The sequence below is a fragment of the Pseudomonas sp. MS15a(2019) genome, from assembly GCF_013277805.1.
In the GTDB taxonomy this organism is placed as follows: domain Bacteria; phylum Pseudomonadota; class Gammaproteobacteria; order Pseudomonadales; family Pseudomonadaceae; genus Chryseomonas; species Chryseomonas benzopyrenica.
Window position 1 is genome coordinate 77971 of sequence record NZ_VBTN01000010.1, and the last position, 21242, is coordinate 99212.

At 63.7% G+C, this 21242-nt stretch carries 25 protein-coding genes; all 25 read right to left on the reverse strand.

Annotated elements, in window-relative coordinates:
* Nucleotides 1–5: 5 nt before the first annotated feature.
* The 25 genes from fliR to ihfB all read right to left on the reverse strand — a co-directional run bounded on the left by fliR (nt 6) and on the right by ihfB (nt 21207).
* The gene (gene fliR / locus FEZ61_RS14790) at nt 6–782 is read right to left on the reverse strand and encodes a flagellar biosynthetic protein FliR (protein WP_173149248.1); all 777 of its coding nucleotides are present in this window, start codon (nt 780–782) and stop codon (nt 6–8) included.
* Between the two features lie 3 nt (nt 783–785).
* On the reverse strand, nt 786–1055 hold the full coding sequence (gene fliQ / locus FEZ61_RS14795) for a flagellar biosynthesis protein FliQ (protein ID WP_017642081.1): 270 nt from the start codon (nt 1053–1055) through the stop codon (nt 786–788).
* Between the two features lie 28 nt (nt 1056–1083).
* The gene (gene fliP, locus FEZ61_RS14800) at nt 1084–1881 is read right to left on the reverse strand and encodes a flagellar type III secretion system pore protein FliP (RefSeq protein ID WP_173149250.1); all 798 of its coding nucleotides are present in this window, start codon (nt 1879–1881) and stop codon (nt 1084–1086) included.
* Nucleotides 1878–2291 carry a flagellar biosynthetic protein FliO gene (gene fliO, locus FEZ61_RS14805; protein ID WP_160923475.1) on the reverse strand — a complete coding sequence of 138 codons (414 nt, stop codon included), beginning with the start codon at nt 2289–2291 and terminating at the stop codon, nt 1878–1880. The genes fliP and fliO overlap by 4 nt, the downstream gene beginning before the upstream one ends.
* A gap of 3 nt (nt 2292–2294) precedes the next feature.
* The gene (gene fliN / locus FEZ61_RS14810) at nt 2295–2750 is read right to left on the reverse strand and encodes a flagellar motor switch protein FliN (RefSeq protein ID WP_017642078.1); all 456 of its coding nucleotides are present in this window, start codon (nt 2748–2750) and stop codon (nt 2295–2297) included.
* A gap of 55 nt (nt 2751–2805) precedes the next feature.
* The gene (fliM, locus tag FEZ61_RS14815) at nt 2806–3777 is read right to left on the reverse strand and encodes a flagellar motor switch protein FliM (protein WP_017642077.1); all 972 of its coding nucleotides are present in this window, start codon (nt 3775–3777) and stop codon (nt 2806–2808) included.
* An 8-nt stretch (nt 3778–3785) separates the two neighbouring features.
* Complete coding sequence (gene fliL, locus FEZ61_RS14820) at nt 3786–4307, reverse strand: flagellar basal body-associated protein FliL (protein ID WP_017642076.1); 522 nt, start codon at nt 4305–4307, stop codon at nt 3786–3788.
* A 119-nt stretch (nt 4308–4426) separates the two neighbouring features.
* Nucleotides 4427–5833, reverse strand: coding sequence for a flagellar hook-length control protein FliK (locus tag FEZ61_RS14825; RefSeq protein WP_017642075.1), 1407 nt, complete (start codon nt 5831–5833; stop codon nt 4427–4429).
* 75 nt (nt 5834–5908) lie between these two features.
* Nucleotides 5909–6265, reverse strand: a complete 357-nt coding sequence (locus FEZ61_RS14830) for an Hpt domain-containing protein (protein ID WP_017642074.1) — start codon at nt 6263–6265, stop codon at nt 5909–5911.
* Nucleotides 6266–6311: 46 nt separating this feature from the next.
* Nucleotides 6312–6755 carry a flagellar export protein FliJ gene (gene fliJ / locus FEZ61_RS14835; RefSeq protein ID WP_017642073.1) on the reverse strand — a complete coding sequence of 148 codons (444 nt, stop codon included), beginning with the start codon at nt 6753–6755 and terminating at the stop codon, nt 6312–6314.
* 6 nt (nt 6756–6761) lie between these two features.
* Nucleotides 6762–8108: a flagellar protein export ATPase FliI gene (gene fliI / locus FEZ61_RS14840; protein ID WP_093254830.1), complete on the reverse strand. Its 1347-nt coding sequence runs from the start codon at nt 8106–8108 to the stop codon at nt 6762–6764.
* Nucleotides 8098–8877, reverse strand: coding sequence for a flagellar assembly protein FliH (fliH, locus tag FEZ61_RS14845; RefSeq protein ID WP_017642071.1), 780 nt, complete (start codon nt 8875–8877; stop codon nt 8098–8100). The genes fliI and fliH overlap by 11 nt, the downstream gene beginning before the upstream one ends.
* 67 nt (nt 8878–8944) lie before the next feature.
* Nucleotides 8945–9955, reverse strand: a complete 1011-nt coding sequence (gene fliG, locus FEZ61_RS14850; RefSeq protein ID WP_017642070.1) for a flagellar motor switch protein FliG — start codon at nt 9953–9955, stop codon at nt 8945–8947.
* A complete protein-coding gene (fliF, locus tag FEZ61_RS14855) occupies nt 9942–11750 on the reverse strand; it encodes a flagellar basal-body MS-ring/collar protein FliF (RefSeq protein WP_173149252.1) in 1809 nt (602 codons plus the stop codon). The genes fliG and fliF overlap by 14 nt, the downstream gene beginning before the upstream one ends.
* Before the next feature lie 14 nt (nt 11751–11764).
* Nucleotides 11765–12106: a flagellar hook-basal body complex protein FliE gene (gene fliE / locus FEZ61_RS14860; RefSeq protein WP_173149254.1), complete on the reverse strand. Its 342-nt coding sequence runs from the start codon at nt 12104–12106 to the stop codon at nt 11765–11767.
* Nucleotides 12107–12251: 145 nt separating this feature from the next.
* On the reverse strand, nt 12252–12545 hold the full coding sequence (locus tag FEZ61_RS14865) for a ComEA family DNA-binding protein (protein ID WP_173149256.1): 294 nt from the start codon (nt 12543–12545) through the stop codon (nt 12252–12254).
* 59 nt (nt 12546–12604) lie between these two features.
* Nucleotides 12605–13519 carry a dTDP-4-dehydrorhamnose reductase gene (rfbD, locus tag FEZ61_RS14870; RefSeq protein WP_173149258.1) on the reverse strand — a complete coding sequence of 305 codons (915 nt, stop codon included), beginning with the start codon at nt 13517–13519 and terminating at the stop codon, nt 12605–12607.
* Entirely contained in the window at nt 13516–14052 is a 537-nt protein-coding gene (gene rfbC / locus FEZ61_RS14875) for a dTDP-4-dehydrorhamnose 3,5-epimerase (RefSeq protein WP_064308331.1), read from the reverse strand. Before rfbC ends, rfbD begins: the two co-directional genes overlap by 4 nt.
* Complete coding sequence (gene rfbA / locus FEZ61_RS14880; RefSeq protein WP_007160390.1) at nt 14052–14933, reverse strand: glucose-1-phosphate thymidylyltransferase RfbA; 882 nt, start codon at nt 14931–14933, stop codon at nt 14052–14054. Before rfbA ends, rfbC begins: the two co-directional genes overlap by 1 nt.
* Before the next feature lie 72 nt (nt 14934–15005).
* Nucleotides 15006–16070, reverse strand: coding sequence for a dTDP-glucose 4,6-dehydratase (gene rfbB / locus FEZ61_RS14885; RefSeq protein ID WP_017642064.1), 1065 nt, complete (start codon nt 16068–16070; stop codon nt 15006–15008).
* Nucleotides 16071–16291: 221 nt separating this feature from the next.
* Nucleotides 16292–18274, reverse strand: a complete 1983-nt coding sequence (locus FEZ61_RS14890; protein WP_017642063.1) for a nucleoside-diphosphate sugar epimerase/dehydratase — start codon at nt 18272–18274, stop codon at nt 16292–16294.
* A gap of 10 nt (nt 18275–18284) precedes the next feature.
* Nucleotides 18285–19340, reverse strand: a complete 1056-nt coding sequence (locus tag FEZ61_RS14895; RefSeq protein ID WP_026083961.1) for a glycosyltransferase family 4 protein — start codon at nt 19338–19340, stop codon at nt 18285–18287.
* Nucleotides 19340–20314 carry an NAD-dependent epimerase/dehydratase family protein gene (locus tag FEZ61_RS14900; RefSeq protein ID WP_017642061.1) on the reverse strand — a complete coding sequence of 325 codons (975 nt, stop codon included), beginning with the start codon at nt 20312–20314 and terminating at the stop codon, nt 19340–19342. The genes FEZ61_RS14895 and FEZ61_RS14900 overlap by 1 nt, the downstream gene beginning before the upstream one ends.
* 139 nt (nt 20315–20453) lie before the next feature.
* Complete coding sequence (locus FEZ61_RS14905; protein ID WP_017642060.1) at nt 20454–20675, reverse strand: hypothetical protein; 222 nt, start codon at nt 20673–20675, stop codon at nt 20454–20456.
* A gap of 244 nt (nt 20676–20919) precedes the next feature.
* Nucleotides 20920–21207, reverse strand: coding sequence for an integration host factor subunit beta (gene ihfB / locus FEZ61_RS14910; RefSeq protein WP_007160396.1), 288 nt, complete (start codon nt 21205–21207; stop codon nt 20920–20922).
* Between the last annotated feature and the right edge of the window lie 35 nt (nt 21208–21242).

The following is a 21242-nucleotide window of genomic DNA, read 5'->3' on the forward strand; positions in this document are numbered from 1 at the left end:
ATCTCCTAGCGGGCTCGGGCGAGTTCGCGCAGCCATCGCAGCGCCTCGCTGGCGAGACTTTCATAATGAGAGAGGATATCGGCGGTACCGAGCCAGACAATGACCATGCCCAGCACCACGATCAGCGGCATGCCGACGGAAAAGATGTTCAGCTGCGGTGCGGCGCGGGTCATGATGCCGAAGGCGATATTGACCACCAGCAACGCGGTGATGGCCGGCAGCACCAGCAGGACGCCGGCGCCTAGGACCCAGCCCAGTCGTCCGGCGATCTGCCAGAAGTGCTCGACGCTCAGGGTATCGCCCACCGGCAGGGTGACGAAGCTTTCCGCGAGGATCTCGAACACCACCAGATGACCGTTCATGGCCAGGAACAGCAGCGTCACCAGCATGGTGAAGAACTGCCCCATGACCGGGGCCGAGGCGCCGTTGACCGGATCGATCATGGACGCGAAGCTCAGGCCCGCCTGAGTGGAAATGATCTGCCCCGCCACCACGAAGACATGGAAGAACAGCTGCAGGCTGAACCCCATCACCGCGCCGATGAGGATCTGCTCGACGATCAGCGGCAGGGCCTGGGGACTGATGGCGTCCACCTGCGGCATCGGCGGCAGGGTCGGCACCAGCACCAGGCTCAGGGCCAGGGCCAGGTACATCCGCACCCGCACCGGGACCAGGGTGGTGCCGATGATCGGCATGGTCATCAGCAGCGCGGCGATGCGGAACAGCGGAAACAGGAAGCTGCCGACCCAGCCGCCGATCTGCGCGTCGCTGAGGGCCAGCATGGCCTAGCCGATCAGCCGCGGGATGTTGGCGACCGAGGTTTGGATGAATTCCATCAACTGCCTGATCATCCAGGGTCCCAGGACGATCAGCGTCAACAGGGTGACGATCAGGCGTGGCAGAAAGCTCAGGGTCTGTTCGTTGATCTGGGTCGCGGCCTGGAAGACCGCCACGATCAAACCGACGATCAGACTCGGCACCACCAGCACCGTTACCAGCAGCGCGGTGAGCCAGAGACCCTGGCGGAACAGGTCGACGGCGACTTCAGGGGTCATTTCGCTTCTCCACGCAAAGGGGGCACCGCTAGACGGTGCCGAAGCTGCTGGCCAGGGTGCCCATGATCAATGCCCAGCCATCCACCAGCACGAACAGCATCAGCTTGAACGGCAGGGAGATGATCATCGGCGACAGCATCATCATGCCCATGGCCATCAGCACGCTGGCGATCACCAGATCGATGACCAGGAAGGGAATGAAGATCATGAAGCCGATCTGGAAGGCGGTCTTGAGTTCGGAGGTGACGAAGGCCGGCACCAGGATCGACAGCGGTGCCTGATCGGCGCTGGGGATGTCGGTGCGCTTGGACAGCCGCATGAACAGCTCCAGGTCCGATTGCCGGGTCTGTCCCAGCATGAAGTCCTTCATCGGCACCTGGGCCCGGGCGATGGCGTCCTGGGCACTGAGCTGCTCGTTGAGATAGGGCTGCACGGCGGTGGTGTTGATACGGTCGAACACCGGCGCCATGATGAACAGCGAGAGAAACAGCGCCATGCCCACCAGCACCTGGTTGGACGGCGTGGTCTGTAGCCCCAGCGCCTGGCGCAGGATGGCGAAGACGATGACGATGCGGGTAAAGCTGGTCATCAGCATGACGAACGCCGGGATAAAGCTCAGCGCCGTCATGATCAGCAGGATCTGCAGGCTGACCGAATACTCCTGCTGCCCCTCGCCATTGGTACTCAGGGTGATGGCGGGAATCGACAGCGGATTGGCCTGCCCGGCCTGCTGCGCCAGCGCCAGGGGCGCGAACAGCAGCACGGCCAGTCCCAGCAACCAGCCCAGGGTACGTCCCAAGGCGGCCGGTAGACGCAAAGGGGTCATGGTTTCGCCTTGGGATCGCGGCTGATGAGTTCCAGCAGGCGCTGGGCGAATTCCGGGGCCGGCGCTTCCGTCTCGCCGAGCCGCACCGGCTCGCGCAGACTGTGCAACGGCGTGATGCGCCCCCCGGCGACGCCGATCAGCAACTGCTCCTGACCGACCTGCACCAGTACCAGCCGCTCGCGCGGCCCCAGGTGCTGGGTGGAGATCACCTTGATCAGCTGCTGGCCGCGTGGCCCCTGCTGCTGTACCCGGCGCACCAGCCAGGCCAGACCGAGAATCAGCGCGATCACCAGCAGCAGGCCGAGCAGCAGCTGGCCGAGCTGGGCCCCCACATCCAGCCCCGGTGAACTGGCTTCGGCAGCACGCGCGGTCAGGGGCAGGAGACCCAGCGGCAGGAGCAGACTCTTCATGGATCACCGCAGCTTCTTGATACGTTCCGTGGGGCTGATGACGTCGGTCAGGCGGATCCCGAATTTCTCGTTCACCACCACCACCTCACCATGGGCGATCAGCGTACCATTCACCAGCACGTCCAGCGGTTCGCCAGCCAGACGGTCGAGCTCGATGACCGAGCCCTGATTGAGTTGCAGCAGGTTGCGGATGGAGATATCGGTGTGGCCGACCTCCATGGAGATGGTCACCGGGATGTCCAGGATCACATCCAGGTTGGGACCTTCCATGCCGCTCACCGCCAACCCCCCACTGCTCTGACCAAATTCTTCCACCGGCGCCTTGGGCGGCTTGGGGGTTTCGACCTGGGTACCCTGGGCCATCAGGGCATCGATGTCGTCCTGGCTGGCGTCGCCGGCCTCGACCAGGGCCGCAGCCCACTCATCCGCCAGGGCTTGTTCTTCGGGGTTGTCTGCCATCGTCTGGGTCTCGTGCTACGCCGGGCCTCGGCCCGGACAAGAAAACGGTTGTCGCTCAGCGGCCGCGGCTGACCGGTTCGAGAATCTGCAGGGCCAGGTTGCCCTTGCGTGCGCCCATCTTGACTTTGAAGGTGGGCATGCCGTTGGCTCGCATGAGCATTTCCTCCGGCATTTCTACCGGAATCACGTCGCCGGGCTGCATGTTGAGGATATCGCGGAGTTTGAGTTGGCGCCGGACAACCGTCGCCTCCAGCGGCACGCGCACATCGAGCAGGTCCTCGCGCAGGGCCTTGACCCAGCGTTCGTCCTGGTCGTCCACGTCCGACTGGAAACCGGCGTCGAGCATTTCGCGGATCGGCTCGATCATCGAATAGGGCATGGTCACGTGCAGTTCGCCGCCACCGCCATCCAGTTCGATGTTGAAGGTGCTCACCACCACCACTTCGCTGGGGCTGACGATGTTGGCCAGCGCCGGGTTGACCTCGGAGTTCATGTACTCGAACTGGCAGTCGAGCATGGCGCCCCAGGCTTCCTTGAGGTCGACGAAGCACTGGTCGAGCACCATGCGCACCACGCGCAGTTCGGTGGGGGTGAATTCCCGGCCTTCGATCTTGGCGTGGCGGCCGTCACCGCCAAAGAAGTTGTCTACCAGCTTGAATACCAGCCGGGCATCAAGGATGAACAGCGCGGTGCCGCGCAGTGGCTTCATCTTGACCATGTTGAGGCTGGTGGGGACGTATAGCGAATGGATGTACTCGCCAAACTTGGTAACCTGCACCCCACCCACGGAGACGTCCGCCGAACGCCGCAGCAGGTTGAACATGCTGACCCGGGTGTAGCGGGCGAAGCGTTCGTTGATCATTTCCAGAGTCGGCATGCGTCCGCGGACGATGCGATCCTGGCTGGTGAGGTCATAGCCCTTGATGGTGCCCGGCTCGGCATCGGTCTCGGTCTCGACGATGCCATCGTCGACCCCGTGCAGCAGGGCATCGATTTCATCCTGAGAGAGCAGATCTTGCACGGCCATGGTGTTACCTATTGCAGGACGAGATTGGTGAACAATACCTGTTCGATGGCAGTCTGGCCGGTCAGTTTCTTCGCCAGCTCCTGAACCTTGCTGGTGGCCTGCTGGCGCAGCATCTCTTTGCCCACCGGGGTAAGGAGGCTGTTGAAGTCCTGGCCGGAAAACAGCATCACCAGCTGGTTGCGGACCTGCGGCAATTGCGCCTTGAGCGCATCCATCTGCCCCTGGTCGCGTCCCATCAGGGTGACCGTGACCTGCATGTAGCGCTGACGACCCTCAGCGTTGTAGTTGACCACGAAGGCTGGCACCAGCGCCTGGTAGACCGCGGCGAGATGCACCGGTGCCGCCGGCGCGGCCGGCGCCGCGTGCTCGGGCTCGGCGCTCTTCTTGCCGAGCAGGAACCAGGTCGCGCCCACCGAGGCCCCGATGACCAGCAGCAGGGCCACGACGATGATGATGATGAGTTTGAGCTTGCCCTTGCCCTTGCCTTCTGCGGCTGCACCCTCTGCCGCAGGGGCCTGCTTCTTCGCCATAAGTACTCGACCGAATCCTGTGCTGCCCGTCACCCTTGCCGAGTGACGCAGCTAACCTATTGATACGAAGGGGATATAGCAGGTGCGGCCGAGGCTGTCACCTGGCAGCCGGCGGCCTGTCACGCGTAGTAGTCGACCAGACTGCGCGCCGCGAGCGTGGCCGAGCCGCGCGTTTCGGCGACGTTCGCCACCGCTTCTTCCTCGCCACCACCTGCCACACCGCCTCGACCCCGACGCGAGCCGTCGTCCTGGCCGCCCTGCTGCGACTGCTGCCAGGCCTGACCGGACGACTGGTCGGAGACGTTGACGTTGGCCAGGTTCATGCCCTGCTGAGCGAAGAGTTCGCGCAGCCGCTGGCTGCCATTGTCCAGGGCCTCGCGCACGTCGGCGTGGGGGCTGGCGAAGGTGACCTGGGTCTGGTCCTGGGTCATGTCGATGCGCACCTCCAGCTTGCCCAGTTGCGCCGGTTCCATCTGGATGTCGGCGGTCTTGAGATTCTGGCTGGACATCCACATGACCTTGTCGACCACCGCCTCGCTGAAGTTGCCGGCCTGCGGACTGAGCGGCTGGCCAGGCACAGTGGCGGTGACCGGGCGAGCCGTCGCCGCGGGCGTACTGAGCGCTTGCGATAGGGAGGTGAGTTTATCGGCAAAGGCCTCGGCCTTGCTCGGTACCGCCGCGTCCTGGCCATCCCCCTGATCCAAGACCGCGACCAGCGCAGCGCTGGCCGCCTGATCCGCTGCGGGGGCGGGCGTACCATCCCCTGGCAACAGCCCCTGCAGCTGCGTTGCTGCCAGGTTGTTGGCGTTGGTGGCGGCCTTGTTGGCATCACCCTGAGCCTGAGGCAGCTGACCCAGCAGTTGCGCCAAGCCGGCATCCGGCGCCTGCTGCTCGCCGGTCTTGGTCGCGGTGGCCGTTGCGCCAGCCGCCACTCCCGTGGCGGTTCCCGGAATGGCAGAGGCCAAGGCGCCGCCCAGCACCGCTGTCGGATCAGGGGTCTCGGTAGCGGTGGCGGTGGTGGTCGCTTCGGCGGTCGTCCCGGTCGGGGCCTGGGCGGTCGCCACCGGCACGGCTACCGGCTGCGGGAGCTGACCGGTCATACCGAACATGAACAGCGGATCCAGTACCGCATCGAGCGGCGCCTTGGCGTCTTCGTCCTTGGCCACCGGCAAGGCCTTGCCGCTGTCGTCGGTGGCGGCTGCCGATTGCTCGCCGCTCTTGGCGGTGCTGTCGGCCTGGGGCTTGGCGTCCGCCGTGCGGTCGTCATCAGCAGCGCGTGGCGTCTGGTCATCGGCATCCCGGGCACGCCCGGATTCGCTCTTGCGCGCCTGGCTGGGCGCCTTGCTATCGCTGGTATCGCGCGGCTTTTCGCTGCGCGCCGGCTCCCGCGGCTGCTCCTGGGCAAAGACGTCGGCGAACCGCTCCTGCGCCGCCGGGCGATCCTGGGAAGGGGTCTTGGCCGCTGCCCTGCCGGTAGCGGCTGGAGAGGTGGCGGTATTCAGAAGGAAATCGGGCACGACTGCCATGGAAAGCTCCGAACGACGGGTTTTCGGATACCTAGCAAGTTACGCGCCAGCCGCAAACGCCAGCGCTTTGACGAGTCAGCCGGCGTAGCGTTGCCGCTCGACCTTGAACAGGATGCGGACAATGGCGAATTCGCGCTCCATGGCGGAGATGCCCATGGCCAGCTCGGCGGTGGAGGCCCGCCGCCGAGCGCCCTCCTCCACCTCCCGACACAGCTGCGCCAGAGGCGCTGCGCCCATGTTGCCGGCACTGCCCTTGAAGCTGTGTGCCAGCTGACGAACCTGCTCAGCATCAGCACCGATCACGCTACGCTTGAGCTCGGCGATACGCTCTTCGCAATCGACCAGAAAGGTTTCGATGAGGTCGACGTACTCCTCCTCCATGCAGTCGCGCAGGGCGGCGAGCGTTTCCGGATCGAGGTGGGAGGAAAACATCGGCATTCTCACTGGCTAAGACAAGGGACGAGGGGCAAGGCCCGGCCTATATATAGGTCGAACGGGCCCGCTGGGCGTACTCGTCCATCTGTTTCTGCTCGCGCTTGTCCTCGACCAGGCGCTGCTCCTGGCGATAGCGCTCGACCAGCTTGCGCAGGCCTTCGAGACGAGCATAACGCTCCTGCCACTGGGTGCGCGCCTTGGCCACCACGTCGCGGTGCCATTGGGCGTTTCGCTCCTGCTGGCCGATCGCCTCTTCCAGCTGGCTGAGAAAGCGCTGATAGCCGATCAGCCACTGCCCGGTGACACCACGGCTGCCATTGACCACCAGCCGTTGCTGGTAATCCTCGCGATAGCGCTGCAATTCCCCCAGCTTGAACTCGGCCTGGGCCAGTTGCTGCTGGCATTGCCCCAGGCGCTGAGCGGCGTCGCGCTCGTCGCGTTCGCTCATCTCCACCACCGGCCCCAGACGTTCGGCTCTGCCTTTCATGATCTATCAGCCTCCCAATACGGCTTGGAGATTGGCGGCGCTCTGCTCCAGCGATTCGCTCTCGCGCAGGCCCTGGCGCAGGAACTGCTGCATGGGCGCATAGCGGGCGATCGCCAGATCGGTTTCGGCATTTCCGCCGGGCACATAGGCACCGACGCTGAGCAGGTCCTTGGCCTGCTGATAGAGCGACCAGAGCTGCTTGACGCGCTGCGCGTTGCGCAGATGCTCCGGACTCACCACCTGGGGCATGACCCGGCTGATGGACGCCTCGATGTCGATCGCCGGATAGTGCCCTTCCTCGGCCAGCCGCCGCGACAGCACGAAGTGACCATCCAGCACGCCACGCGCCGAGTCGGCGATGGGATCCTGCTGATCGTCGCCTTCCGAGAGCACAGTATAAAACGCCGTGATCGAACCCCCACCTTTTTCTGCGTTGCCGGCCCGCTCCACCAGGCGCGGCAGCTTGGCGAACACCGACGGAGGGTAGCCCTTGGTCGCCGGCGGCTCGCCGATGGCCAGGGCGATCTCCCGCTGCGCCTGGGCATAGCGGGTTAGGGAATCCATCAGCAGGAGCACGTTCTTGCCCTTGTCGCGGAAGTATTCGGCGATGCGGGTGCAATACATGGCCGCGCGCAGGCGCAGCAGGGGCGCATCGTCCGCCGGCGAAGCCACGACCACGGCCCGCTTGATGCCTTCCTCGCCAAGGATGTGCTCGATGAATTCCTTCACTTCGCGGCCCCGCTCGCCGATCAGCCCGACCACGATGATCTCGGCCTTGGTCAGCCGGGTCATCATGCCGAGCAGCACGCTCTTGCCCACGCCGGTACCGGCGAACAGACCGAGACGCTGGCCGCGACCCACCGTCAACAAACCGTTGATGCTGCGGATGCCGACATCCAGGGGCTCGCTGATGGGCTCACGCTTGAGCGGGTTGATGGTGGGACCATCCATCGGCACCCAGTCTTCGGCACGCATGCGGCCCTTGCCGTCCAGGGCATTGCCCAGGCCATCCAGTACGCGGCCGAGCATGGACATCCCCATGGGCAGGCGGCCGGTATCCGGCACGGGCACCACCCGGGCGCCGGGGGCGATGCCGGCCAGGCTGCCCACCGGCATGAGAAAGGTCTTGTTGCCGTTGAAGCCCATCACTTCGGCCTCGACTTCCACCGGCTGGTAGCCACCGCCATTGATCAACCGGCAACGACTGCCAACGGCGGCGCGCAGGCCTTCGGCCTCCAGGGTGAGACCGACCATGCGCAACAGGCGGCCTTCGATCACCGGCTGCTGTTCGACCCGGATGGCTTCATCGTAACCGCTGAGGCGGCGTTCGAAACTCAGACGCTCAAGACGCATGGGAGGCATCCTCGATGTCGATGTGCAGATCGGCTTCCTGGGGCTGGGTCGCCTGGTGGCGCTGCTGTTCGGCCAGCTGGGTCAGGGCCTGGGTCAGACGAGTCTCGATGCTGGCATCGATGACACTACTCTCGGTCTCGATCCGACAGCCGCCGGGCATCAGGGTCTCGTCTTCGAGGATGCGCCATTTTTCCTCGTGGCGATCGCGCAGGGCCTTCATCAATTCAAAGTCCTGGGGGCTGACCTGGATACGGATGTTCTCGGCCCCCATGGGCAGCAGCTTCAGCGCCGTGCGCACCACCTGAACCAATTGACTGGAGTCTAGCGTGAGTTCGCGCTGGATGACCTCGCGGGTGATGTGCCGGACCAGCTGCACCATGCCGGCTTCCAGGGCCTGGTCCTGCTCGCCGATGGGATCGAGCAGATGACTCATCAGGGTTTCCAGGCTGGCCAGCCGGGCAGCCAGCGCGGCCTCGGCTTCCTGGCGCGCCCTGAGCTGGCCAGCGTGGTAGCCGTCGCGCTCGCCGGTGGCGAAGCCCTCGTTGTAGGCCTCCTGACGGATCGCCTCCAGCTCTTCGAGGGTGATCGGCTGGACCTCTTCGGCCGGTACCTCTTCGATCTGGGGTTCCGGCTGGGCCTCGGGCTCGGCAGCGGTGGGCGCTGGGATCACCTCGGGCTCGTCGAAGCTGTCGAAGGCTGGCAGGCGCCAGACATCGAAGGCTTCCAGATCCCGCGCTCTGATCAGTTCGCTCGCCGCTTCTTTGCTCATTACCTGTCCGTCAGAAAACCGCTACTGACCAGACCTTAGCAAAGCACAGGCCAATCCTTGCAAGCCGTCAGACCATTTCCTCGCCACCCTTGCCACCGAGGACGATCTCGCCGGCGTCGGCCATGCGGCGGGCCACGGCGAGCACCTCCTTCTGCGCCCCCTCCACCTCGGAGAGCCGCACAGGGCCCTTGGCCTCCAGATCGTCGCGCAGCAGTTCCGCCGCGCGCTTGGACATGTTGCGGAAGAACTTCTCCTTGATGCCGTCGTCGGCGCCCTTGAGCGCCAGCACCAGCACATCGGAAGACACCTCGCGCAAGAGCGCCTGGATGCCTCGATCGTCGACGTCGGCCAGATTGTCGAAGACGAACATCAGGTCCTCAATCTGCCCCGACAGATCCTGGTCCGCGTCGCGGATCGCCTCCATCAGCGGGCCTTCGACCGAGCTGTCCAGGTAGTTCATGATGTCGGCGGCGCGTTTCACGCCACCCAGGGCGGTACGGGTGGTGCTGGCGCTGCCGGAGAACTGCTTCTCCAGGATAAGGTTGAGTTCCTTGAGCGCCGCCGGTTGCACGGTGTTCAGCGAGGAGACGCGCAGGACGATGTCCAGGCGCACCTTGTGATCGAAGTGGCCAAGGACTTCGGCCGCCTGGTCGGGATCCAGGTAGGCCACCACTATGGCCTGGATCTGCGGGTGCTCGTAGCGAATCACGTCCGCCACCGCCCGCGGCTCCATCCACTTCAGGCTGTCCAGACCGCTGGTGTTGCCACCCAGCAGGATGCGGTCGATCAGGCCGCTGGCCTTGTCCTCGCCCAGGGCCTGGGTGAGCATCTTGCGGATGTAGCCGTCGGCGCCCACGCCCAGACTGGTCTGGTCGCCCACCACCTCGATGAAGTCGCCCAGCACCCGCTCGACCTGCTCGCGGTTGACGTTGCGCATCTGGGCCATGGCGGTACCGACCTTCTGCACCTCCTTGGGCCCCATGTGGCGCAGGATCTGCGCGGCATCGGCTTCGCCCAGCGACAGGAGGAAGATGGCGGCCTTCTCTACCTTGGAAAGTTGCGCTTCATTCGTCGCCATTGATCCAATCCTTCACTACCTGGGCGACACGGCCCGGATCATCGTTGACCAGCTGCTTGATGGCGGTCAGTTGAGCGTCATAGCCCTCGCTCGGGCTCGGCAGCAACAGCGGTGCCGGACCGGCCAGGCTCACCTTGTCGTCGGCCAGATCGTCCGACAGGCCATCCAGACCACCGGCACCCAGGGCCCCGGCACCACCGGCAGCGGCCAGGGCGGCGGCGTCCTTGGTGTTGCCGCCGGACAGATTCTTCAGCACCGGACGCAGTACCCCAAAGACTAGCACCAGGATGAAGAGGACGCCGAGGGCCTGCTTGATCACCCCCCAGAACCAGGGCTGCTGGTAGAAGGGAATGCTCTCGATCTCTTCCTGCTGCACCGGGGCGAAGGGTGCGTTGATCACGCTCACGCTGTCGCCACGGCTGGCGTCGAAACCCACGGCATCCTGCACCAGGCGGGTGAAGCGAGCCAGGTCTTCGGGGGTCCAGGGCTGATGGCTGACCTTGCCAGTGGCATCGACCTTGACCTGATCGTCCAGCACCACCGCGACGGAAAGCCGACGCAGACGACCCTGCTGCTGACGGGTATAGCTGATGCTGCGGTCCAGCTCGTAGTTACGGGTGTTCTGCTCACGCTTGTCGGTCGGGTACGGCAGGGTCGCCGGCAGGCTGGTCTTGCTGTCGTAGATGTACTGGTCATTGGCGTCGCGCAGCGGCTGACCCGGCGCGATGTAGTTGGCGCCGCCACCCTGGGCACCGGCCTTTTCCGGGGTCGAGGACGGACCGGGTGGCTGGTTGGACAGGGCACCGGGCACGCCCTGGGCGCCGCCGCCGGAAGTCTGACGCTGCTCGCTGTTCTGCTGCTCGCTGCGCAGCGCCGGCTGATCCGGGTTGAACTGCTCGGAGGTCGACTCCACGGCATTGAAGTCCACATCGGCAGCCACTTCGGCCTTGAAGCGACCGTTGCCCACCACCGGCTGCATGATGTTCTGCACGCGCTGAGTCAGGGAGCCTTCCATCTTGCGGGTGTAGTCCAGCTGCTTGCCGGCGATCGACAGCTCGGAAAGATTCTGCTGATCGGACAGCAATTGCCCCTTCTGGTCGACGATGGTGACCTGGGACTTGTCCAGTTCCGGCACGCTGGTGGCGACCAGATTGATGATGGCCATGACCTGACCGGCATCCAGGGTACGGCCGGGATACATCTCGACCAGCACAGAAGCGCTCGGCTTGCGCTCGTCGCGGACGAACACCGAACTCTTCGGGATCGCCAGGTGTACCCGGGCGCCCTTGATGCCGTTGAGACTGGAGATGGTCCGGGCCAGTTCGCCTTCCAGGCTGCGACGATAGTTGGCCGCCTCCATGAACTGGCTGGTGCCCAGCGGCTGCTCCTTGTCCAGCAGCTCGAAGCCGACATTGCCATCGGAGGGGGTGATGCCGGCTGCGGCCATCTTCATGCGCGCGCGGCCAATGTCATCGGACTTGACCAGCAGGGCGCCGGAATTCGGATCGACCTTGTAGCCGATGTCGGCCGCGCCCAGGGCCTGCAGCACCTGATTGGCGTCGAGACCATTCATGCTGGTGTACAGCGGCCGATAATCCGGCTGCTGGGTCCAGAGCACCACGGCGAAACCCAGGGCGACGCTGGCGGCCAGGCCGATCAGCAGCCCCATCTGCCGCAGCAGCGGCATGTCGGCCAGGTTGTCGAGAAAGCTGAGACCCAGCAGCGACTTCTTGGGCTTGTCTTCAGCCTCGGGCTTGGTCGTGGGGACGGGGGCGTTGGTAAGAGCGTCAGCCATTTTCTAGACCGTCCTCAAATCGACATTTGCATGATGTCTTGGTACGCCTGCACGAACTTGTTGCGTACCTGGGTCAAGGCCTGCACGGAGACGCTGGCCTTCTGCGAAGCGATCATGACTTGAGTGAGGTCGACGCCACCCTGACCCAGCTCGAAGGCCTTGGCCATCTCGCTGGCGGTCTGCTGGGTCTCGTTGACGGAGCCCACGGCCTTGCTGAGCATGTCGGCGAAGCTCGGACCCTGGACCTGTTCCGCGCCGGCAGCAGGCGCTGCGACGGCTTTCGACCGGGCCATGGCTTCGGTCTGCATGGAGCGCATTTCCAGCATCAACCGATTGAACTCGACACCTTGAACCATTTTGCTCTGCTCCTCTGGCACGGGAAATTGACGCCGTACCCACTCGTGTCAGAGATAGAGCAATGCCTGTGCCAGATCCTAAAAATCTAGCTAAAACAATGGCTTGGTAAAAAGGTGCCGAGAACCGGTTAAAGTTTGCCGAAAATCAGTCGACGCTGAGGAGTTCGCGGTTACGCTGCAGCAGGGCCTTGCCGATGCCCTTGACCTCGAGCAGCTCGTCCACGGAGGCAAAGGCGCCATGGGCTTGGCGATGGTCGACGATGGCTTGTGCCTTGACCGCCCCGATACCCCGCAGCCGTTGCAGCGCGGTGGCGTCGGCGACATTGATGTTCAGCGGCGCCGGATCGGCAGATTTGGTCGCGGCAATCGCGCTGGGCTCGCAAGCACCCGCCCAGGGACTGAGCAGGGCCAGCAACGTCACTATCCAGATGAATCTCATAGAGGAACCTCCTTGTTCCGCTGTTTGATTCGAGGAGCTTAACGCAAAGGATCAGGCGGTCAACTCACCAGCGACCGTGCCTGGGCGCGCTCGGTCCTGAGCGCCAGCAGGGTCTGGCGCACACCCTGGCGCCAGTCGCTGGGCGGGATAGCGAAATGCTGCTCCAGGGCGCTGGAATCCAGCATGGAATAGGCTGGGCGCTTGGCCAGGGTGGGAAACTCGGAGGTGGCGATGCCAGTGATCAGCGGCGCACGCTCCAGCATGCCCAGCTCCTGGCCGGCATCGATGATGTAGCGCGCGAAGTCGCACCAGCTCAGGCCGCTGTCGCCACCGAAGTGATAGAGCCCGTAGGCCACCTGCTCGGGCTGAGCCTTAGCCTGGACGGCGATCTGCAACAGGGCGTCGGCGATATGGCCAGCATAGGTCGGGCAACCCACCTGATCGCTGACCACGCGCAACTCGTCGCGATCGGCGGCAAGTCGCAGCATGGTCTTGAGAAAGTTGTTGCAGTGTTCGCTGAATACCCAGGCTGTTCTCAGCACCACCGAGCGCGGGCAAGCGGAGAACACCCGATTCTCCCCTTCCAGCTTGGTCATGCCGTAGACCCCGGAGGGGCTGACTGGATCCTCGACCTGGTAGGGCTCGGTCGCCGTACCGTCGAAGACATAGTCGGTGGACAGATGCAGCAGCGCGATACCGGCAGCGCCGCAGGCCTGGGCCAGAACTGCGGGACCTTCGATATTGCCACGGGCGGCGATCTCCGGCTCCTGCTCGGCCTTGTCGACCGCCGTGTAGGCGGCCGCATTGATCACGACGTCCGGCGCGAATCGCTCGAGATGGCTGGTTACCGAGCCTTCGTCAGCGATATCCAGAGTGGCACGTCCATGGGCCTCCCATGCCAGTTCTGAACGCTGAAGCCGATCGGTCAGACAACGTCCGACCTGACCGTTCGCGCCGGTAACCAGTATCTTCATCTATACAGCTCCGCCAATCGAAGACCTTGTGCATCTTTGGCGGACAGGATGGGATCCGTTACCCGCCAGTCGATATTCAGATCCGGATCATTCCAGATCAAAGACCCTTCATCAGAGGGATCGTAATAATCTGTGCACTTGTATTCAAAATCAGCGGTTTCCGATAGCACCACGAAGCCGTGGGCGAGGCCCGGCGGTATCCAGAGCTGGCGCTTGTTGTCTTCCGAGAGGATCTCGGCGACCACGTTGCCGAAGGTCGACGAACCGCGACGGATGTCGACGGCCACGTCCAGCACCTCGCCGCGCACGACGCGCACCAGCTTGCCTTGCGGCTTGCTGCGCTGGAAATGCAGACCGCGCAGCACATTGCGGGCGGAACGCGAGTGGTTGTCCTGGACGAAGGCCAGGGTGATCCCCGCCTGCTGGGCATAGCGCTCCGCCTGGAAGGACTCCAGGAAGAAGCCGCGGTCGTCACCGAAGACCTTGGGTTCGATCAGCTTGACGTCCGGGATCGCAGTGTCGAAGACCTGCATCAGTCCTGCTCCTTGCACAAACGGGCCAGGTACTGGCCGTAGCCGGTCTTGCTCAGGGCTTCGGCCTGCAATGCCATCTGCTCGCAGGTGATCCAGCCTTTCTGGAAGGCGATCTCTTCGAGGCAGGCGACCTTCAGGCCCTGGCGTTTCTCGATGGTCTGAACGAAGTGGCCGGCTTCCAGCAGGGCATCGTGGGTACCGGTATCCAGCCAGGCGAAACCACGACCCAGCAGGGAAACGTTCAGCGAGCCACGGCGCAGGTACTCGTTGTTGACGTCGGTGATTTCCAGCTCGCCGCGGGGCGACGGCTTGATGTTGGCAGCGATGTCCAGCACGTCGTTGTCGTAGAAATACAGACCGGTGACGGCGTAGTTGGATTTCGGCTTCTTGGGCTTCTCTTCGATGCTCAGGGCCTTGCCCTGCTCGTCGAACTCGACCACACCGAAACGCTCGGGGTCGGCCACGTAGTAGCCGAAGACGGTGGCGCCCTTCTCCACGCTCGCCGCCTTGAGCAGCGTCTCGCTGAAGCGCTGACCGTAGAAGATGTTGTCGCCCAGGACCAGACAGACGTTGTCATCGCCGACGAATTCGCGACCGATGATGAAGGCCTGAGCCAGGCCGTCCGGACTGGGCTGCTCGGCATAGCTCAGCTGCATGCCGAAGTGGCTGCCGTCACCGAGCATGCGCTGGAAGCCGGGCAGGTCGGCCGGCGTCGAGATGATCAGGACTTCCTGAATACCGGCCAGCATCAGCACGGACAGCGGATAGTAGATCATGGGCTTGTCGTAGATCGGCAGCGACTGTTTGGACACGCCCAGGGTAATGGGGTGCAAACGGGTACCGGAGCCACCGGCCAGCAGAATTCCCTTGTATTTGCTCATGGCAATCGTCCTCTGAAAATTGACTGTTGCTGTCGGTCGGACACGCCTGCAGGCGTGCCCGCGATAGGATCGTTAAACGGCGTCGCCGAGACGTTCGAGGCGATAGGCGCCGGACAGTACCCGCTGCCACCACTCACGATTATTCAGGTACCAGGTTACGGTCTTGCGCATGCCGGTCTCGAAGGTCTCTTCCGGCGTCCAGCCCAGTTCGCGACCGATCTTGCTGGCGTCGATGGCGTATCTCATGTCGTGACCGGGACGGTCCTTGACGAAGGTGATCAGGTCGCGATAGCGCTCGACGCCTTCGGGCTTCTGCGGAGCCAGCTCTTCGAGCAGGTCGCAGATGGTCTCGACGACCTGCAGGTTGCGCTTCTCGTTGTGACCGCCAATGTTGTAGGTCTCACCGATCTCGCCCTGAGTCACCACGGTGTAGAGGGCGCGAGCATGGTCTTCGACGAACAGCCAGTCACGCACCTGGGAGCCGTCGCCATAGACCGGCAGCGGCTTGCCGTGGATGGCATTGAGGATGACGTGGGGAATCAGCTTCTCGGGGAAGTGATAGGGGCCGTAGTTGTTCGAGCAGTTGGTCACCAGCACCGGCAGACCGTAGGTCCGGCCCCAGGCACGCACCAGGTGGTCGCTGCCGGCCTTGCTGGCCGAATAGGGCGAACTCGGCGCATAGGGGGTGGTCTCGGTGAAGAGGTCATCGGTACCGTGCAGGTCGCCGTAGACCTCGTCGGTGGAGATGTGGTGGAAACGGAAGGCGGCCTTGGCTTCCGGCGCCAACTCGTTCCAGTAGGCGCGGGTCACTTCCAGGATGACACCGGTGCCGACCACATTGGTCTGGATGAAGGCGGCAGGGCCCTCGATGGAGCGGTCCACGTGGGACTCGGCAGCCAGGTGCATGACGACATCGGGCTGGAAGGACACGAAGACCTGCTGCAGGGCGGCGAAGTCGCAGATGTCCACCTGGTGGAATTCGTAGCGGTCGGAGTCGGCGACTTCGGCCAGGGAGTCCACGTTACCGGCGTACGTCAGCTTGTCGACGTTGGCAACCTTGCATTGGGTTTCGTTGATAAGAAAACGTACCACGGCGGAACCAATGAAACCCGCGCCACCTGTTACCAGTACCTTCATCCTGAATCCTGCCTATATCGATTTGTACATCATCGCGCCCGGCGCTGCGGACGAGACATCGGAGGACGGCGCAGCCATCCCTGGCTCGGGTCACAGCCACAGCCATGCACCCAAAGACCTGAGTTAAACAGTGGCAGGAAAAGAAAGTTCAGCCTAGCGCTGGGAGGCTGCCGCTTCTGTGCTCGGCTTCAAATCCAGGCCGAGGGAAAGCGTGGACGGGATCACTCGATGGATCTCTTGCCGTGCAGCCAGTCGACGATGTCTCCCTCTGGCGAATAGCCGGCGACGGTGTCGCGCAACAGCTGCCGGACGCGAAGGTAATCACCCGCCTCGATCGCGCGATTGAGCTCGACGAGGGCGGTGCGAAAGGCATCCCAGGCCAGGAAATCTTCACTGGCGCGCATGATCTTCGGATGGGAGGTCGGACTGACATCGTCACCGATGAGCAACTCTTCATAGAGCTTTTCACCGGGTCGCAGCCCGGTGAACTCGATGGCGACATCACCATGGGGATTGGTGGGCGAGCGTACGCTCAGGCCCGACAGCTTGATCATCTGCTCGGCCAGTTCGACGATGCGCACCGGCTCGCCCATGTCGAGCACGAAGACATCTCCCCCCTCGCCCATGGCGCCCGCCTGGATGACCAGTTGGGCGGCCTCGGTGATGGTCATGAAGAAGCGCGTGATCTTGGGATGGGTGACGGTGACCGGCCCGCCCTTGCGGATCTGGGTCCGGAACAGCGGGATGACCGAACCGGACGAACCTAGCACGTTGCCGAATCTCACCATGGTGAAGCGGGTGCGATTGACCTGGTGGATGCCGTCGGCCTGACCATGCAGCACAGGCGCCGCTTCACGGCTGAGCGCCTGCAGGATCATCTCGGCCAGGCGCTTGGTACTGCCCATGATGTTGGTAGGCCGTACCGCCTTGTCGGTGGAGATCAACACGAAGCTGGTCACGCCGGCCTGGATGGCCGCCTGGGCGGCATTGAGGGTACCCAGCACGTTGTTGCCGAAACCCTCGGCGATGTTGTGCTCGACCATGGGCACGTGCTTGTAGGCGGCCGCGTGGTAAAGCGTGGCGACCTTCCAGTGTCGCATCACCTGCAGGAGCAGCGGCGCGTTGCGGATGGAACCCAGCACCGGCACCAGGGTGACCGGCAGGGCTTCGCGCTGGATATAGGCCTCCAGCTCGCGGTGGATGCTGTAGAGATTGAATTCGGCATGGTCGAGCAGGATCAGGGTGCGCGGCTTCTGGCCGATGATCTGCCGGCACAGCTCGGAGCCGATGGAGCCCCCTGCCCCGGTCACCATGACCACCTGACCGGTGATGCAGCGCGCGAAGAGTTCGGGCCGGGGGGTAACGGGATCCCGACCCAGCAAATCGGCGATGTCGACCTCCTGGAGATCGTCTACCTGCACCTTGCCGCAGGCCAGGTCGCTGATCCGCGGCACGGTTCTGACGTGCAGCGGATAGGGTTCCAGCAGCCCAAGTACTTCGCGCCGGCGTGCACGCGTAGCGGAGGGTATCGCCAAGAGGATCTCCTCGGCGCCCGTCTCGTCGATCATCTGCTGGATGTGTTTGGGAGTGTAGACCTTGAGCCCGGCGATGATGCGATTGGCGATGCTCTTGTCATCGTCGATGAAAGCTACCGGACGCATGGCCCGGCCCATGCGCAGCGCCGCGACCAGTTGGTTGCCCGCCGAGCCGGCGCCGTAGATGGCGACACGGGGCAACTCGTCCGGCTGCTTGATGAAGGGCACTGTGATAGCGCGATACCAGTCGCCCAGGAAGTACTGGCGCAGCGCGAGACGCAGGCCGCCGATCAGGATCAGGCTGACGATCCAGTAGTTGAAGATCATCGAACGCGGGACGATCTCGGGTAGATCGCGATACCAGTAAATGACTACCGATAGCAGCAGCGTCGACAACGTCACCGCCTTGGCGATGGCGATCAGAGCGTCGTTGCCTAGGTAGCGCATGACCGCGCGGTACATGCCGAAGCGGATGAACAGGGGAATGGCGATGGCCGGCGCAGTGATGAACAGCCAGGCATGCCCGCTGAAGGGCTCGATCATCTGCACGGAACCCAGGCGCAGATAGAAGGCCAACCAGAGCGAGAGCCAGATCAGCAACAGGTCGACCGCGACCTGAATGACTCGTTTTGTACGCCGGTTCAGCTTGACCAGGTGGTCACGCAACATGTCAGTGTCCCTAATCCCTGAATCCGGTGGACTGCGCAGCCATGGCTACCTCATCGGTCCCAGCATGGTATCGAAGGGCCAGGCAAAGCAAAGGCCCATAGGCAAGCAAGAGCCCCAGTATGGCACTTAAAAGCCCCAGCCCCACCAGCAAAGCGATAGGCAGCAACCAGAACAGGTTGATGGCGAGCACCGCCAGGGTCACCGGGCGATGGGCCCCGTGCCGGCGCGACGCCCACTGGTAGGCGTGGGTGCGGTGGGCTTCATAGGGCTTCTTGCCCCGGCTCAGCCGCCGCAACAGGGTCCAGGTCGCATCCACTACGAAGACGCCGAGCAGGATCAGCCAGGCCCAGAACAGCGCCAGGTCGGCCAGTGCCGCCTGCAACGACAGCATGCCGAGGATCAGACCGAGAAAACCACTGCCGACATCGCCCATGAAGATGCGCGCGGGCGGAAAATTCCAGCATAGGAAGCCACCCACGGCCGCCGCCAGCAGCAGCGGTGCGCCCAGCAAGGCGCCATGGCCGGTCATGGCATAGATCAGCGCCATGCCCAGACAGACGACGAGCGCCTCGACGCCGGCGATACCATCGATGCCGTCCATGAAGTTGTAGAGATTCAGCATCCAGACCAGATAGAGGACGCCAAGGGGCATCACCAGCCAGCCGGGCAGCCCCAGAACAGCGGACAGCTGCGCAGGAAGCGCGCCATAGCCGCCCAGCCACAGCAGGACAGCGACCGCCGCCAGGAAGTGACCCAGCAGACGCCAGCCGGCGCCCACGTGCCGATGATCGTCGACGAAGCCGAGCACCGCCACCAGCAATCCCGCCCCGATCAGTACCCCGGAAGAAGCCGCATCGAGTTGCCCCAGCAGCTGCAGCACCACACAGCCGAGCACGAACACCACGACGATCGCCAGACCGCCACCGCGCGGGGTCGGAACCTGGTGCGAACTGCGGGCATTGGGTTCATCCAGCAGGCCACCGGACAGGGCATAGCGGCGGAGCGCCGCCGTGCCTAGCCAGCTGCAGCCGCCGGCCAGGAGCAATAGGAGCAATAGGAGCAGCATCATTTCCGGCCCTCCGCACCGACCCGTTGCGCGCCCAGCGCACGCAAGGCGGCGCGTGCCGACAGCGGGGGCTGCCAGCCCAGCAAGGCCTTGGTGGGCTGGATGTCGACCTGCAGCGACCCACAGAGACGCTGCGCCACCGCACTCCGCCCCAGCAATCTGGCGCCCCATTCGAGCCAGGCAGACGGAACGGCGATCAGCCGGGGTTTCCGGCCCAGGCCTTCACCGAGGGCTTCGAGCAACTCGGCGGTGGAAAGATCGTCATCGTCGCTGACCAGCAGGATGGCACCTGCTGCCTTGGGCTCCGCGATGCACAGGATCAACAGATCGAGCAGATTCTCCAATGCGAGCAGGCTACGCCTGTTGTGCCGAATGCCTCCCAAAGGAAGCGGCACTCCCCGCGCCAGGGTGTCCAGCAGGCGGGCCACATTGGCCTTTACCCCAAGCCCGTAGATCAGCGGTGGACGCACGATGACCACTTCCAGCCCGGTCTCGGCCATCAGCGCCAACAGCTGCTGTTCGGCAGCGGCCTTGGAACGCGCGTAGGCATCGGTGGGTGCGGGAAGATCGTCAGCGCGAAAGGGCTTGCCGGGAAGGGTCCAGTCACCATTGACCTTGATGCTGCTGACGAAGATGAAGCGACGGACGCCGGCAGCCTGGGCATCCCGGGCCAACTTGAGAGTTGCCGCCCGATTCACCTCGTCGTAGCGCGCCTCGCTGGCTGCGCCGGGCTGCTCGCCCAATTGGTGGACGCGGGCGGCGAGGTGGATGACGGTATCCACCCCTGTCAGAGGCGCGGACCAATCGGTAGCGGCGGACAACTCGCGAATCACCGGAGTGACCTTGCCGTCGTCGGAGGCAGCTGCCACCTGACGTTGCGCCGCGACCACCGAATAGCCCTTGGCCTGTAGTTGCCGGACCAGGGCCGCGCCAACGAAGCCCCCCGCCCCTGTCACCAGAATCTTGCGTTCCATCAAGGTGTTGCGCCGTGCAGTCAGCCAGGAAAGGGCGCTTATGGTAAGACATTGCCCCGCAGGGGCCTAGCGACGCAAAACGCAGGCATAAAAAAGCCCGCCGAACCTGAGCGCGGCGGGCCGAAAAAACTTAAGAACCTTAGAAGGTCTTGGCGGAAGTCTGGACTTCAACGGCCTGGAAGCGCGCGGCCGGCTGGGCGACATAGTGACGCGAGAAGCTCTCGACACGCTGAGCGGGCTGCAGGAACAGCGCAACCATCCAGCTACCGGCCAGAGCGGCTACTGCCAGGAAAGGGTGGCCGAAGTGCATGCTGGTGAAGCAGGCGGCGATACCGATCCAGATGAAAAGATAGTGGCGCATGACAACTTCCTCACTCGGCGTGGACTACGAGGTCACCCAAGACCTTATGTGAAGGAAGTCTCATACAAAAATCGGAACCCGTCTACAAAAATATCAAAACGTCTTGACTTTTTTTGTAAACGTCAAAATACCGATAAAGACCTTATCGATAACGCTTTTTTGACAGCTTTGAGGAAAGCAAAAAAGACAGGAAAATCAAAACTTTGGCGAGAGACGAAGAAAAGGCGGGAAACCAGCGACGGCTTTATGGCTCCAGCTCGTTGACCCTGTCCCTCAACTCCTTACCCGGCTTGAAGTGCGGAACGAACTTGCCGTCCAGCAAGACCGACTCGCCAGTCTTGGGATTGCGCCCGGTACGCGGAGCCCGATAGTGCAGAGAGAAGCTGCCGAAACCTCGGATCTCGATACGGTCCCCGGTGGAAAGCGCCTGGGCCATCTGCTCCAGCATGGTCTTGATCGCCAGCTCGACGTCCCTGGACGACAGCTGCCCCTGATAGGAAACGATGCGCTCGATCAACTCCGACTTGGTCATGGATTTTTCCTTCGTTATCAAGCGGCTAGATCACC

Bases quoted from the DNA above. Each gene is read 5' to 3' on its own strand.
- fliR (WP_173149248.1), bottom strand. From the start codon at position 782: ATGCTGGCCCTCAGCGACGCGCAGATCGGCGGCTGGGTCGGCAGCTTC.
- fliQ (WP_017642081.1), bottom strand. From the start codon at position 1,055: ATGACCCCTGAAGTCGCCGTCGACCTGTTCCGCCAGGGTCTCTGGCTC.
- fliP (WP_173149250.1), bottom strand. From the start codon at position 1,881: ATGACCCCTTTGCGTCTACCGGCCGCCTTGGGACGTACCCTGGGCTGG.
- fliO (WP_160923475.1), bottom strand. From the start codon at position 2,291: ATGAAGAGTCTGCTCCTGCCGCTGGGTCTCCTGCCCCTGACCGCGCGT.
- fliN (WP_017642078.1), bottom strand. From the start codon at position 2,750: ATGGCAGACAACCCCGAAGAACAAGCCCTGGCGGATGAGTGGGCTGCG.
- fliM (WP_017642077.1), bottom strand. From the start codon at position 3,777: ATGGCCGTGCAAGATCTGCTCTCTCAGGATGAAATCGATGCCCTGCTG.
- fliL (WP_017642076.1), bottom strand. From the start codon at position 4,307: ATGGCGAAGAAGCAGGCCCCTGCGGCAGAGGGTGCAGCCGCAGAAGGC.
- FEZ61_RS14825 (WP_017642075.1), bottom strand. From the start codon at position 5,833: ATGGCAGTCGTGCCCGATTTCCTTCTGAATACCGCCACCTCTCCAGCC.
- FEZ61_RS14830 (WP_017642074.1), bottom strand. From the start codon at position 6,265: ATGTTTTCCTCCCACCTCGATCCGGAAACGCTCGCCGCCCTGCGCGAC.
- fliJ (WP_017642073.1), bottom strand. From the start codon at position 6,755: ATGAAAGGCAGAGCCGAACGTCTGGGGCCGGTGGTGGAGATGAGCGAA.
- fliI (WP_093254830.1), bottom strand. From the start codon at position 8,108: ATGCGTCTTGAGCGTCTGAGTTTCGAACGCCGCCTCAGCGGTTACGAT.
- fliH (WP_017642071.1), bottom strand. From the start codon at position 8,877: ATGAGCAAAGAAGCGGCGAGCGAACTGATCAGAGCGCGGGATCTGGAA.
- fliG (WP_017642070.1), bottom strand. From the start codon at position 9,955: ATGGCGACGAATGAAGCGCAACTTTCCAAGGTAGAGAAGGCCGCCATC.
- fliF (WP_173149252.1), bottom strand. From the start codon at position 11,750: ATGGCTGACGCTCTTACCAACGCCCCCGTCCCCACGACCAAGCCCGAG.
- fliE (WP_173149254.1), bottom strand. From the start codon at position 12,106: ATGGTTCAAGGTGTCGAGTTCAATCGGTTGATGCTGGAAATGCGCTCC.
- FEZ61_RS14865 (WP_173149256.1), bottom strand. From the start codon at position 12,545: ATGAGATTCATCTGGATAGTGACGTTGCTGGCCCTGCTCAGTCCCTGG.
- rfbD (WP_173149258.1), bottom strand. From the start codon at position 13,519: ATGAAGATACTGGTTACCGGCGCGAACGGTCAGGTCGGACGTTGTCTG.
- rfbC (WP_064308331.1), bottom strand. From the start codon at position 14,052: ATGCAGGTCTTCGACACTGCGATCCCGGACGTCAAGCTGATCGAACCC.
- rfbA (WP_007160390.1), bottom strand. From the start codon at position 14,933: ATGAGCAAATACAAGGGAATTCTGCTGGCCGGTGGCTCCGGTACCCGT.
- rfbB (WP_017642064.1), bottom strand. From the start codon at position 16,070: ATGAAGGTACTGGTAACAGGTGGCGCGGGTTTCATTGGTTCCGCCGTG.
- FEZ61_RS14890 (WP_017642063.1), bottom strand. From the start codon at position 18,274: ATGTTGCGTGACCACCTGGTCAAGCTGAACCGGCGTACAAAACGAGTC.
- FEZ61_RS14895 (WP_026083961.1), bottom strand. From the start codon at position 19,340: ATGCTGCTCCTATTGCTCCTATTGCTCCTGGCCGGCGGCTGCAGCTGG.
- FEZ61_RS14900 (WP_017642061.1), bottom strand. From the start codon at position 20,314: ATGGAACGCAAGATTCTGGTGACAGGGGCGGGGGGCTTCGTTGGCGCG.
- FEZ61_RS14905 (WP_017642060.1), bottom strand. From the start codon at position 20,675: ATGCGCCACTATCTTTTCATCTGGATCGGTATCGCCGCCTGCTTCACC.
- ihfB (WP_007160396.1), bottom strand. From the start codon at position 21,207: ATGACCAAGTCGGAGTTGATCGAGCGCATCGTTTCCTATCAGGGGCAG.